The sequence below is a fragment of the Kitasatospora sp. NBC_00315 genome (assembly GCF_041435095.1).
Classification (GTDB): Bacteria; Actinomycetota; Actinomycetes; order Streptomycetales; family Streptomycetaceae; genus Kitasatospora.
In genome coordinates, this window is record NZ_CP108025.1 from 2,986,910 (window position 1) to 2,999,328 (window position 12,419).

General features: G+C 70.6%; 11 protein-coding genes and 1 riboswitch. Of the genes, 4 read left to right on the forward strand and 7 right to left on the reverse strand.

The features are described from left to right. Positions 1-115: 115 nt before the first annotated feature. Positions 116-1,003 carry a helix-turn-helix domain-containing protein gene (locus OG823_RS11915; protein ID WP_371479451.1) on the forward strand — a complete coding sequence of 296 codons (888 nt, stop codon included), beginning with the start codon at positions 116-118 and terminating at the stop codon, positions 1,001-1,003. Positions 1,004-1,013: 10 nt separating this feature from the next. Beyond that, positions 1,014-1,214, forward strand: a complete 201-nt coding sequence (locus tag OG823_RS11920; protein WP_371479452.1) for a DUF397 domain-containing protein — start codon at positions 1,014-1,016, stop codon at positions 1,212-1,214. Between the two features lie 76 nt (positions 1,215-1,290). On the opposite strand, the gene OG823_RS11925 is transcribed toward OG823_RS11920, so the two are convergent. The 7 genes from OG823_RS11925 to OG823_RS11955 form a co-directional block, all read right to left on the reverse strand. Then, positions 1,291-2,337 carry an ABC transporter ATP-binding protein gene (locus tag OG823_RS11925; protein ID WP_371479453.1) on the reverse strand — a complete coding sequence of 349 codons (1,047 nt, stop codon included), beginning with the start codon at positions 2,335-2,337 and terminating at the stop codon, positions 1,291-1,293. Between the two features lie 22 nt (positions 2,338-2,359). Then, entirely contained in the window at positions 2,360-3,442 is a 1,083-nt protein-coding gene (locus OG823_RS11930; protein ID WP_371479454.1) for an ABC transporter ATP-binding protein, read from the reverse strand. Further along, on the reverse strand, positions 3,439-4,437 hold the full coding sequence (locus tag OG823_RS11935; RefSeq protein ID WP_371479455.1) for an ABC transporter permease: 999 nt from the start codon (positions 4,435-4,437) through the stop codon (positions 3,439-3,441). Before OG823_RS11935 ends, OG823_RS11930 begins: the two co-directional genes overlap by 4 nt. Before the next feature lie 121 nt (positions 4,438-4,558). Continuing rightward, positions 4,559-6,331, reverse strand: a complete 1,773-nt coding sequence (locus tag OG823_RS11940; RefSeq protein ID WP_371479456.1) for an ABC transporter substrate-binding protein — start codon at positions 6,329-6,331, stop codon at positions 4,559-4,561. Between the two features lie 219 nt (positions 6,332-6,550). Beyond that, positions 6,551-7,549: an ABC transporter permease gene (locus tag OG823_RS11945; RefSeq protein WP_371479457.1), complete on the reverse strand. Its 999-nt coding sequence runs from the start codon at positions 7,547-7,549 to the stop codon at positions 6,551-6,553. 602 nt (positions 7,550-8,151) lie between these two features. Next, positions 8,152-9,057, reverse strand: a complete 906-nt coding sequence (locus OG823_RS11950) for an enhanced serine sensitivity protein SseB C-terminal domain-containing protein (protein ID WP_371479458.1) — start codon at positions 9,055-9,057, stop codon at positions 8,152-8,154. Between the two features lie 247 nt (positions 9,058-9,304). Next, positions 9,305-10,102 carry an enhanced serine sensitivity protein SseB gene (locus tag OG823_RS11955; RefSeq protein ID WP_371479459.1) on the reverse strand — a complete coding sequence of 266 codons (798 nt, stop codon included), beginning with the start codon at positions 10,100-10,102 and terminating at the stop codon, positions 9,305-9,307. 402 nt (positions 10,103-10,504) lie between these two features. Next, a riboswitch (glycine riboswitch) is annotated at positions 10,505-10,610 on the forward strand. Between the two features lie 207 nt (positions 10,611-10,817). Between OG823_RS11955 and gcvT the strand changes: the two genes are divergently transcribed. After that, complete coding sequence (gene gcvT, locus OG823_RS11960; protein ID WP_371479460.1) at positions 10,818-11,939, forward strand: glycine cleavage system aminomethyltransferase GcvT; 1,122 nt, start codon at positions 10,818-10,820, stop codon at positions 11,937-11,939. A gap of 100 nt (positions 11,940-12,039) precedes the next feature. Continuing rightward, the gene (gcvH, locus tag OG823_RS11965; protein ID WP_371479462.1) at positions 12,040-12,417 is read left to right on the forward strand and encodes a glycine cleavage system protein GcvH; all 378 of its coding nucleotides are present in this window, start codon (positions 12,040-12,042) and stop codon (positions 12,415-12,417) included. The last annotated feature ends 2 nt before the right edge of the window (positions 12,418-12,419 follow it).

Sequence of the window (12,419 nt, forward strand, 5' to 3'; positions counted from 1 at the left end):
TCCATGCGTGCAACAAGTTCGCGTGAAACACTGTCCTTGTGATCCCCGATTCACTCGCAGGGGTGGCATCGAGCGGCAGGGGAACCGGGGAGCACCCCGGCAGAAGGGACCGACGTTGGCACTCAGGACTCACATCAGCGAACGTCAAAGGCGGTTCGGCGCAGAGGTGCGCAAGCTCCGCGAGAACGCAGAGCTCTCCGTCAAGCAGGCCGGAGCCGTCGTCGGCATGGGCGGCCCGCAGCTCAGTCACATCGAGGCCGGACGGACGGGCCTCGACGCCCTACGACTGGAGACACTGCTCGACTCCTTTGGTTGCACAGATGCGACCTATCGACAGGAGCTACTGGCCATGGGGGCGAGCAACGGAAAGGGCTGGTGGACCACCTACCGGGACAGGGTTCCCAAGCTCTCGCTCGACCTCGCGGAACTCGAGGAGCGCTCGCTCGTCGTGGACGACTACGAGACCTTCTACATCCCGGGCCATCTGCAGATCACGGAGTACGCCGAGGCGATCTACACGGACGCGTACCGGAGCAAGGGCTGGGACGTCGGGACAGCGGTCGAGTTCCGCACCGAGCGACAGCGCATCCTCTTCGACGAGGAGCGGCAGTTCCGATTCGTCATCCACGAGGCGGCGTTGCAGATGCGCTTCCCCGGCGCCGAAGTGATGCGGGCCCAACTGCTCCATCTGCTGCGGGCCGCGGAGCGCCCGAACGTGACGATCCAGGTGCTGCCGTTCACCGTCGAGAGAATGCCGCCGCACGCCGGGCCGTTCCTCCTCTGCGATCCCGGCTCTCCGGACCTGGCCACCATCGTCCTGGATCACCCCAGTCGCACCGAGTATCTTGGGGATGCGACGTCCATCGCCACGTTCCGCGAGACCTTCAGCCAGTTGAGCGCCCTCGCGCTACCTGCGGTCGACACCGCTCGGGAGCCCAGGGCGCACTCGTCGCGGGACTCCTGGGGGATCATCCAGCATCTCCTGTACCTGCTCCAGCTCTGAAAGGCACACCGTGTCCGACCTCGCGTGGCAGAAGTCGTCGTTCAGTGGGGCGAACGACGGAAGCAACTGCCTCGAACTCGCCTGCGGCGAAGGGCCGGAGCGGCACCTTCGTGAGTCGGACGCCCCGGACGCGATCGTCACGACCAGTCGCGAGAAGCTGCGCGCGTTCATCCTGGGTGTGAAGGCCGGCGAGTTCGACCACCTGATCTGAACCACCGAGGCGGCGTACCCCGGCACCTGGCCCGGGGTACGCCGCCTCGCCACGCCGTCTCGGCGCGGCCGTCCGGTCAACCGGCGGCCGGCTCCGGGCCGTTCTCCGGGAAGTGGCAGGCGACCTGGTGGCCGGTCTGCAGGGCGACCAGCGGCGGCTCCTGCGCGGCGCAGACGTCCTGGGCCTTCCAGCAGCGGGTGCGGAAGCGGCAGCCGCTGGGCGGGTTGATCGGGGACGGGACGTCGCCGGTGAGCAGGATGCGCTGACGCTGCTCCTTGCGCCGGGGGTCGGGCACCGGGACGGCCGACATCAGAGCCGTGGTGTACGGGTGCCTGGGGCTCTTGTAGAGGGAGTCCCGGTCGGCGATCTCGACGATCTTGCCGAGGTACATCACCGCGACCCGGTCCGAGACGTGCCGGACCACCGAGAGGTCGTGCGCGATGATCAGGTAGGTGAGGCCGAGTTCCTTCTGGAGGTCGTCCAGCAGGTTGACCACCTGGGCCTGGATCGAGACGTCCAGGGCGGAGACCGGCTCGTCCGCGACGATCATCTTGGGCCGCAGGGCGAGCGCGCGGGCGATGCCGATGCGCTGGCGCTGGCCGCCGGAGAACTCGTGCGGGTAGCGGTTGTAGTGCTCGGGGCTGAGCCCGCAGAGCTCCAGCAGCTCCTGGACGGCCTTCTTGACGCCGCCCTCGGTCTGCACCTTCTGCAGCCGGAACGGGGCCCCGACGATGGTGCCGACGGTGTGCCGGGGGTTCAGCGAGGAGTACGGGTCCTGGAAGATCATCTGGATGTCGCGGCGCAGCGGCCGCATCGCCCCGGTGCCCAGGTGGGTGATGTCGACGCCCTCGAACTCGACGGTACCGGCGGTCGGCTCGTCCAGGCGGGTGACCAGCCGGCCCATCGTGGACTTGCCGCAGCCGGACTCGCCGACCACGCCCAGCGTCTCCCCCGCGTTGACGGTGAAGTCGATGCCGTCCACCGCCCGCACGGCGCCGGACTGCCGGCGCAGCAGGCCCTTGGTGAGCGGGAAGTGCCTGGTGAGGCCGGTCACCCTGAGCAGCGGTTCGCGGTCCGAGGCGGGCGCCGGTGACGGGATCGCCGCGACCTGAGTGTCCGTCATGAGAGTTCTCCTGAAACGTGGTTCACAGCCGGGGCGCGATCTCGTCGGTGAAGATCCGGTGCCGGTCGGCGATCGGCAGATGGCAGGCCGCATGGTGGCCGGGGGTGGCCTCCGCGAGGACCGGCACCTCGGTCGTCGAGCGCCCGCCGGTCAGTTCGACGTACGGGCAACGCGGGTGGAAGGCGCAGCCGGTGGGCACGTTGATCAGGCTGGGCGGGGTGCCCTTGACCGGGATCAGCCGGTCCTGGAGCTCCCGGTCCAGGCGGGGCATCGAGCCGAGCAGGCCCCAGGTGTACGGGTGCTCGGGAGCGTCGAACAGCGTTGCCGCCGGGCCCCGTTCGATGCACTTGCCGCCGTACATCACCAGGATGTCGTCGGCGAGTTCGGCGACCACCCCGAGGTCGTGGGTGATGATGATGACGGCCGAGCCGAACTCCTGCTGGAGGTCGCGGATGAGGTCCAGGATCTGCGCCTGGACGGTGACGTCCAGTGCGGTGGTGGGCTCGTCCGCGATCAGCAGCGACGGGTCGTTGACCAGGGCCATGGCGATCATCGCGCGCTGGCGCATACCGCCGGAGAACTCGTGCGGGTAGGCGTCGACCCGCTTGTCGGGCTGCGGGATGCCGACCCGGTCGAGCATCTCGATCGCCCGGGTGCGGGCCTGCTTCTTGCTGGTGCCCGGGTGGTGCGCCCGGTAGCCCTCGACGATCTGCGCGCCCACCGTGTAGTAGGGGTGCATCGCGGTGAGCGGGTCCTGGAAGATCATGGCCATCTTCTGGCCTCGCAGCTGCCGGACCCGGTCGGGGGCGGCGCCGATCAGCTCCTCGCCGTCCAGCCAGACCTCGCCGGAGATCTGCGGGGCGCCGCGCTTGGTGCCGGTGCGGTGCAGTCCCATGATCGAGAGCGAGGTGACGGACTTGCCGGAGCCGGACTCGCCGACGATGCCGAGGGTCTTGCCCTTCTCCAGCGAGAAGTTCAGGCCGTCGACCGACTTCACCAGACCGTCGTCGGTCGGGAAGTGCACCCGCAGGTCGCGGACGGTGAGGAAGCCCTCGGGCGGGGTGGCCGTCTTCTGCAGGCGGTCCTGGGTCTGGGTCTTGCTCACGTCAGCCTCACCCGAGGGTCGACAACGGCGTACAGCAGGTCAACCAGCAGGTTGGCCATGATGATGAAGAAGCCGGCGAAGAGCGTCACGCCCATGATCACCGGAAGGTCGCTGGAGGAGATCGCGGCGACCGCCTCGTAGCCGAGGCCACGGAAGTTGAAGGTGGTCTCGGTGAGCACCGCGCCGCCGATCAGGCCGCCGAGGTCCATGCCGAAGACGGTCAGGATCGGGGTGAGGGTGGAGCGCAGGGCGTGCTTGCCGATGACCGTCCGCTCGCCGAGGCCCTTGGCCCGGGCGGTGCGGATGTAGTCCTCGCCGAGTACGTCGAGCAGGGTGGCCCGGGTGAGCCGGGCGTACGTCGCGGCGTAGAGGAAGGCCAGGGTGATCCAGGGCAGTATCAGGTTCTGGAACCAGGCCACCGGGTCGTCCGTCAGCGCGACGTAGTCGTGCGGGAACCAGCCGAGCTGGTAGACGAAGAGCGCGCTGGCGATCATGCCGGTGAAGTAGATCGGCAGCGAGACGCCGGCCAGCGCGGTGGTCATCGCGAAGCGGTCGAGCAGGGTGCGCCGGCGCAGCGCGGAGACCACGCCGGTCGCGGTGCCGAAGCCCAACCACAGGATGGCCGCGCCGAAGGCGAGCGAGGTGGTGACGCCGAGGCGCTTGAGCAGCAGCGGCCAGACCGCCTGCTCGGTCTTGAAGGAGTAACCGAGGCAGGGGGCCGAGCAGTGGGTGACGTCGACCCCGGTGCTGTAGTCGCGCCCGACGAGCAGGCCCTTCACGAACAGGAAGTACTGCTCGACGATCGATTTGTCCAGGCCCATCTTGTGCCTGATGCCCTCGATCGCCGCCTTGTCCGCGATCTTGCCGACGTAGAGCAGTGCGGGGTCGCTGCCGGCGAGTTTCGGCACCATGAAGAAGATGCCGAAGGTGACCGCGGAGACCACCAGCAGCATGGCGACGACGTTGACGAGTCGTCGGATGAGATACACGAGCACTGCGGCCGGCGCCGCCGGTCACCGGCCGGGCCCCCTCGTGGGGGGCCCGGCCGGCCCGGCGAAGCCTTCACCTGCCCTTCGGACTAGCGGTACGAACTACGGAAGCGGGCTGAGCGGCAGGTCACTTGCCGTCGGAGACACCGAGGGCCTGGAAGTCGATCTCGCCGCCCAGGGCGTCCTGGGTGTAGACGTTGGTCAGGCGCGGGTTGCGGTAGTTGAGCGCCTTGTCGGCCACGATCGGCAGGTAGTACCCGCTGTCGACGACCTTGTGGTTGATCTTCTTGTACAGGTCGGCGGCCTTGGCCGGGTCGGACGCGGCGGTCGCGGCGTCGAACCAGCCGTTGATCTCCGGGTCGTTGATCTCGGAGTAGTTGCTGTTGCCGTTCTGGGTGATGAACCGGCCGTCGGTGAGCGGCTGGAGGAAACCGCTGCCGTTCGGGTAGTCGGCCGCCCAGCCCATCACGATCAGGCCGTAGGCCTTGCTCGCCACCACGCCCGGCGAGCCGATCTCGGAGGCGATCAGCTTGCCGTCGTACTGGTCGACGGTGACGTCGACGTTGATGGCCTTCAGCGCGCTCTGCAGGGCGACCGCGGAGTTGACTTCCTTCTCCTTGTTGCCGCGCACCGCGATGTTGGTCTTGAAGCCGTCCGGCTTGCCGCAGGCCGCCAGCTCCTCCTTGGCCTTCGCCAGGTCGGGCTTGCCCTTGGTGAAGCCGTACGGGTCGTAGTCGTCCGAGCCGAGGATGTTCGGCGGCAGCATCGAGCCGTAGGTCGAGCCGGCCGCCGAGCCGCCGCGGGCGGTCTGCAGCGCCGTGGTGTCGGCCGCGTACAGGACGGCCTTGCGGCAGTGCTCGTTGTCGAACGGCGCGACCTTCGGGACCACCGAGATGTAGCGGATGAAGCCGGTGTAGGCGTCGTCGGTGTTGGCCTTGAGCGCCGGGTCGGTGAGCACCTTGGCCTGGGCGGCCTGGGAGAGGCCGGTCTGGCTGAAGTCCATGTCGGCCGAGCCGTCCAGCAGGCGGGCGTCCATGTCGTCGGAGTTGGTGGTGATGGTCAGCTTGACGACGTCCGGCAGGGCCTTGCGGACGGTGTCGGTGGACTGGTCCCAGTTCTCGTTGCGGACCAGCTCGACGGCCTTGCCCGGGTCGATCGACTTGAACTTGTACGGGCCCGAGGAGACCGGCTTGTCACCGTACTTGGAGCCGGTGTCGAGCTTCTGCGGCACCGGGGAGGCGCTGCCCATCGCGAGCAGGTAGAGGAAGGACGAGTCCGGCTTGTCCAGCTTGAAGACGATGGTCGAGTCGTCCGGGGTCTGGACCGACTTGAGACCCAGCTTGTCGGGGTCGGTGTCGGTGTAGGGGCCCTTGTAACCCTGGCCCTGGTCGAGGGAGTTGATCAGGTAGGTCGGGCCGCCGCTGATGACGTCCTGGGCGAAGATGCGCTCGATGCCGTACTTGATGTCCTTCGAGGTGATCGGCGAGCCGTCCTCGAACTTCAGGCCGCTCTTGAGCTTGAAGGTGTAGGTCTTGCCGTCGGCGGCCATCTCCGGCTGGGCCGAGGCCAGGTCGGGGACCAGCTTGAGGCCGTCCTTGCCGGGCTTGGAGTCGTACGTCAGCAGCGTGCGGGCGTAGTAGCGCTGGAAGTTCCACACCGAGGCGTAGTAGGCGCGGCCCGGGTCCCAGGAGTCGGCGTCCGTGCTGGTCCACAGGTTGATGGTGCCGCCCTTCTTGTCCGAAGGGTTGAGCACCTTGCCGACCGCGGCGTTGAAGCCACCCGCACTGGAGCCCTTGCTGGCGTCGCTGCTGCCGCCGCCCTTGGTGCCGCCACAGGCGGACACGGTGAGCGCCAGCGTGGCCACCAGGGCTGCGGCGGCGAGCGTCCGGTTACGCGTCATGAGTACGGTTCCTCCTGATATGTGCGGGCCCGATCGGTCCGCCGAGGCGTGCTGTCCCCGGGTGCGGGGGTGGACTGGCTGGGGTTGAGCACGGGGTGCGCCGGACTGCTGGAGCCCTGCCGCCCGGGCCGGGCAGGATCACTCCGGCCCGGTCGCCCCTGGGGCTCAGTTGCCCTTGGGGGCTCAGTTGCCCTTGGGGGCTCAGTTGCCCTTGGGGGCTCAGTTGCCCTTGGGGTCGAGCGCGTCACGCAGGCCGTCACCGAAGAGGTTGAAGGCGAGCACCGTGACGAAGATGGCGAGGCCGGGGACGACCATGTAGGTCGGGTCGACCTGGTAGATCTTGGTGGCCTGCGAGAGCATCTGGCCCCAGGACGGCGTGGGCGGCTTGACCCCGGCGCCCAGGAAGCTGAGGGCCGCCTCGCTGAGGATGTTGGTCGGGATGATCAGCGTCGCGTAGACGAGGATCGGGGCGACCAGGTTGGGCAGCAGCTCGCGCAACAGGATGTGCACCGGACCGGCGCCGAGACTGCGGGCCGCGTCGACGAACTCCCGTTCGCGCAGCGACAGGGCCTGCCCGCGGACGATCCGGCCGATGTAGGGCCAGCCGAAGAAGCCGATCACCAGGATCAGGATCGCCATCCGGACCCCGCTGCCGCTCAGGCCGAGCAGGTTGTCCGGCATCACGGAGACCAGCGCGATGGAGAAGAGCAGCTGCGGGAAGGCCAGCAGGACGTCCATCACCCTGCTGATCGCCGCGTCCACCCAGCCGCCGAAGTAGCCGGCCGCGACGCCCATCAGGACCCCGATGACCACCGAGACGGCGGCCGCGGAGAAGGCCACCAGCAGGGAGATCTGGGCCCCGTAGAGGATCCGGCTGAAGACGTCCCGGCCGAAGGTGGGGTCGACGCCCAGCAGGTAGTCACCGCTGATACCGCCGAACGCGCCCTTGGGCAGGCCCAGATCGGGGTTGATCTGGTCCGGGTGCGGCTCGTCGACCGGGTGGCCGAAGAGCGAGCTGAGCACCGGTGCGAGCAACGCGGCGAGGATCAGCAGCACCACCACGATGCCGCCCGCGAGGGCGACCTTGTCGCGTTTGAGCCGGTCCCAGGCGATCCTGCCCGGGGAGCGGCCCTCGATCGTTCGGGCCGGTACCACGGCGCTCTGCGGTCCGGCGGTGGCCTGGCCGGCGGATCCGGTGGTGTCGATGGGTGTGGTCATGAGTCAGTTCGGTCCCCTCGCCGACGGTGGCCGGCCCACGGTGCCCTCTCACCCGGTGCCGCGGCCCGATCGGGCCACGGCTGCGTGAGTGGGCGGCGCTGCTGATGCGTTGCGTTGCGGTGCTGGGCAGTGCGGTGCGTGTGCAGCGTTGCGGCAGCGGTGCAGCGGTACGGCTCTGCAGCGGTGCGGTGGTGCGCCGGCCGCCGGTCGGCGGTACGGCGGTGCGGAAGTACAGCGGTGCGGAAGTACGGCGGAACGGAGGTGCTCAGGCGGCCCGTGCGGGATGCGCATCGCACGGAGCCCACGGTCGGTGAGCGCGTTCGCCCTTGTGGGGCCGTGCTGTGGACCGCATTGCGCAGAACTCTCTGTCATGCGGACGGGCTTGCGCCAGACCTGCCAACCGAAGGATGCCCAACTGTGATCTGTCGGCATGCACACCGGTTTCAGGCGCATAAGGTTCTTCACATAGCTGTTACATGCATGTCAAGATCATCGCCAAGAATGGCCGGTCGCCACACCGGAAAACGCCACGACCGGCCTGATTGGTCATCAGGCCGGTCGGTGATGGAGAGAGTTCCGGCGAAGGATCAGTGAAGATCTTTTCAGCGGCCGGGGTACCCCTGCCAGGGCTGCTGCGGCCAGCCCGGCTGCTGCTGGGCGCCGTAGGGGTACGAGGGCTGCGGCGGGTAGGGTGCGGCCGGGTAGGGCCCGACCGGCGGCCGGCCCGGGCCCGCGGCCTCCCGGTCGAAGAACGGGCGCGCGTTGGCCCGCATCCACATCGCCACCGGGTCGTACTCGTCCGCCATCGCCACCGTCGAGACCGCCAGGCCCTCGGGGGCCACCGCGATCGCCCGCTGCATCAGCGCCCGGACCGCCTCCACCGCGGGCGGCGAGGTGTCGTACAGCTCCAGGCCGATCGCCAGGTACGGCTCGCCGACCGCCGGGCGCACCCAGGCGCGGCGCAGTGCCCTGACCGCCCGGACCTCCATCGCCTGGTGCTCCAGCAGACCGTAGAACTGCGGCGCCTGGACCTGGGGTTCGCTCAGCTGGAGCGGCCCGGCCGGCAGCCGGTCCAGGCCGGCCGCGATCCGGCGCAGGTCGGCCCAGGGGATGCCGACCCCGCCACCCGGGGCGTGCGGGTTCAGCCACAGCCCCCAGCGGGTGCGGTACAGCGAGGCGGCGATCTCCTGGCCGGTGATCACCTCGTGCCCGCGGACCCAGCCACTCGCCGCGAGCTGCTCGGGCGAGGTGACGGCCGGCGCGTAGCCGTGCCCGGAGACGTCCATGTTCCCGTACTGGGCGTCGGGACTGCCCGGCGTACCGTGCCAGAGCAGCATCCAGACCTGGCCCTCGGCCAGGGCGCGCAGCAGGACCTCGTACGCCTCGAAGCGATCCGGCCCGACCTCGCGCAGTGCCCGCTCCAACGCGCCCGGGTCCGCGACGGGACGCGCGGCGGGGGGCGGACCCCAGGGCCCCGGCGCACCGGCGCCGGCCGCTCCCGCGCTCATCGGCGCACCCCCGCGCGCGCGTATGCGCGCACTGCCGTGCACGCCGCCGCCTTCGCCGTGCGCACCTCGCCGGCCGCCGCGCGAAGTGCGCACCGTCTGCCGGCGCGCTCGCCCCGCTCGCCCACTTCGAGCCCTCTTCCTGGTCTGCCGCCGCCACTGTGGCAGGGTTGTCCGTCCCGGGATGTCCGCAGGCAGCCTATGGGGCGCTGCGGACAGTCGCCATGCCGACGTGCCCCGGCCGGCCCGATCACATCCGTACGTGGAACGGCTGTACCCGGTTCAGCAGCCACTCGACCACCGGGTCGTCCACCAGGTCGAGCAGCACGAGGTGGACGCCCCCCGGCAGCGGAGCGGTTCCCAGCGCCCGCCCGAGCGCCTCGTTCACCGCCGCCGGGTCGGCCGGCCAGGCCGGGTCGAGCTGGACGCCGACGAACAGCACGGTCGGCTCCCCCTCCACGCTGGCCAGCGCCCGACGAGCCGTCAGCACACCGGGCAGAGAAGAGAGTTCGGCGCTCGCCGCGGCCAGGAAGCCGAACGGCTCCTCCTGCGGCGACGGTTCGCGCAGCGCCACCCGGCCACCGGCCGCGGCGTCCTCGCCGCCGTCCCAACGATCCTCGCGCGGCCCGCGCCGCAGCTCCGCCACCCCCGCCGGCGGCACCGGGATCCCCACCGGCGCGTGCGGGTTCACCGCGATGCCGAGCCCGAGCGGCATCCCCCGGGCGAACTCCCAGACCGGGGCGACCGCGAAGGCCAGCCCCGGGGCGTGCTGGAGGAACTGCTCCTGGGACGAGAACACCGGGACGTACGGCGCACCGGCCAGCTCGATGGTCGGCAGGTCCAGCGACTGCCCCTGCGGGTCCGCACCGGCCGGCAGCGGCACCCAGACCTGGCTGCGCGCCAGCACCTCGATCACCCTGGGCGTGGCACCCGGATCACCGAGCGCGGCGGTGAGCACCTGCTCCAACTCGTTCGCCGGCCAACTGCCGCCGGCCGGCGCCGCCTCCGCACTGCCCCACCCCTGCGTGTCCTCCACCGGGTACCCCATAAGCCCCTGTACCGCCCCATCTCTCGCCGCTGCCGCACAAGCCTATCGGCCCACACCGCCCCCGCACCGGCCACGCCGAGCCCTGCAGGGCCCCGCCCGACCCGCCCCCGGACCAGCCGAGCCCCCACCAGCCCGCGAGCGAGCCGAAGGGGCGCGCCGGTGCCGAAAGGGCCCCTCCAGCCCGCGAGCGAGCCGAAGGGGCGCGCCGGTGCCGAAAGGGAGAGAGCGAGGAAGGGAGCGAAGCGACCGCGGGAGCGACGACCGTCGGCGCCGGACCAAAGCGCCCCGGAGGCGAGCCGAGCCCAAGACAGGAACAGCCCCGGAGGCGAGCCGAGCCTGTGAGACACTGTCCGCGTCCTCGTGCGCGATTCGGCCGGGGCGCCCAACTCCATACAGGCCGCTCGAACCCGCGCGGGAGAGTCCGGAGCGCCAGCCCAGCTGGTGCGGCCGGCGCCGAAGGAGCAAGTCCTCCCCGGAATCTCTCAGGCACCCCTACCGCACGGGCGAGGCACATCTGGAAAGTGGCCACGGCCCTGCCGTGCGCCCACCCACGGTGCAAGCCGCCATGCTGTCCCCAGGGCAGCGCGCGGTGAAGCTCTCAGGTTGTGACGACAGATGGGGAGACCCAGCCGCCGCATGCCCGCGCGCAGGTCGAGCCCCACCGGGCCGGTCCGGCGTGTGCACACCTGAGTGCCAAGCCCAAGGAGTACAGGCCATGTCGTCCCCCCGTCTCACCGCGCTCGACGCGCTGCACCGCGCCCTCGGCGCCACCATGACCGACTTCGCCGGCTGGGACATGCCGCTGCGCTACGGCAGCGAGCGCGAGGAGCACCTCGCCGTCCGTACGAAGGCCGGGCTGTTCGACCTCTCGCACATGGGCGAGATCACCGTGACCGGCCCGCAGGCCGGCGAGCTGCTCGACCACGCGCTGGTCGGCTTCATCTCGGCGCTCGGCGTGCTGCGCGCCCGCTACACGATGATCTGCGCCGAGGACGGCGGCATCCTGGACGACCTGATCGTCTACCGCACCGCCGAGGACGAGTACCTCGTGGTGGCCAACGCCTCCAACGCCCAGCTGGTGCTGGACGAGCTGACCGCCCGCGCCGCCGGCTTCGACGCCGTGGTGCGCGACGACCGCGACGCGTACGCGCTCATCGCCGTCCAGGGCCCGGAGGCGAACGGCATCCTGGCCTCGGTCACCGACGCCGACCTGCCCGGCCTCAAGTACTACGCGCTGCTGCCCGCCACCGTGGCCGGCAAGCAGGTCTGGCTCGCGCGCACCGGTTACACCGGCGAGGACGGGTTCGAGATCTTCTCGGCCCCCGCCGACGCCGAGCACCTGTGGACGGCGCTGACCGAGGCGGGCCGGGAGGCCGGCCTGGTCCCCTGCGGCCTCTCCTGCCGCGACACGCTGCGCCTGGAGGCGGGCATGCCGCTGTACGGCCACGAGCTGAACACCGGCCTGACCCCGTTCGACGCGGGCCTGGGCCGGGTCGTGCGCTTCGACAAGACCACCAACGGCGGGGCGTTCGTCGGCCGTGAGGCGCTGGAGCGGGCGGCCGCCGAGGCCGGGGCCAACCCGCCGCGGGTGCTGGTCGGCCTGGTCTCCGAGGGCCGGCGCGTGCCGCGGGCCGAGTACGCCGTGGTGGACGCCGAGGGCGCCCCGATCGGCCTGATCACCTCGGGCGCGCCGTCCCCGACGCTGGGCCGGCCCATCGCGATCGCGTACGTGGACGCCGCGCACGCCACGCCGGGCAGCACCGTCGCGGTGGACGTGCGCGGCAAGCACGAGCCCGTCGAGGTCGTCGCCCTGCCGTTCTACAAGCGCGCCCGCTGAGCCGACGCCCGCACCGCGAGCCCCCTGCCCGACGTCCGCCCGTCGGACATTTCGGCCACCCGTTTTCCGCCGACCGCTTCCCATCCTGGAGAATGACGCCATGAGCAACCCCCAGCACCTGCAGTTCAGCAAGGAGCACGAGTGGCTGACCGCCGCCGAGGGCGGTGTCTCGACCATCGGCATCACCGCCCACGCGGCCGACGCCCTCGGTGACATCGTCTACGTGCAGCTGCCCGAGGTCGGCGACGCCGTCACCGCAGGTGAGACCTGTGGCGAGCTCGAATCCACCAAGTCGGTCAGCGACCTCTACTCCCCCGCCACCGGCGAGGTCACCGAGGTCAACCAGGCCGTCATCGACGAGCCGGCCCTGGTGAACTCCGCCCCCTTCGAGGGCGGCTGGCTGTTCAAGGTCCGGCTCGACGGCGAGCCGGCCGACCTGCTGAGCGCCGACGAGTACACCGCCCTCACCGGCGGCTGAGC

Excerpts from the sequence above, each read along its gene's own strand:
- OG823_RS11925 (WP_371479453.1), bottom strand. The coding sequence starts at position 2,337 with ATGACGGACACTCAGGTCGCGGCGATCCCGTCACCGGCGCCCGCCTCG.
- OG823_RS11940 (WP_371479456.1), bottom strand. The coding sequence starts at position 6,331 with ATGACGCGTAACCGGACGCTCGCCGCCGCAGCCCTGGTGGCCACGCTG.
- OG823_RS11945 (WP_371479457.1), bottom strand. The coding sequence starts at position 7,549 with ATGACCACACCCATCGACACCACCGGATCCGCCGGCCAGGCCACCGCC.
- OG823_RS11950 (WP_371479458.1), bottom strand. The coding sequence starts at position 9,057 with ATGAGCGCGGGAGCGGCCGGCGCCGGTGCGCCGGGGCCCTGGGGTCCG.
- OG823_RS11955 (WP_371479459.1), bottom strand. The coding sequence starts at position 10,102 with ATGGGGTACCCGGTGGAGGACACGCAGGGGTGGGGCAGTGCGGAGGCG.
- gcvT (WP_371479460.1), top strand. The coding sequence starts at position 10,818 with ATGTCGTCCCCCCGTCTCACCGCGCTCGACGCGCTGCACCGCGCCCTC.
- gcvH (WP_371479462.1), top strand. The coding sequence starts at position 12,040 with ATGAGCAACCCCCAGCACCTGCAGTTCAGCAAGGAGCACGAGTGGCTG.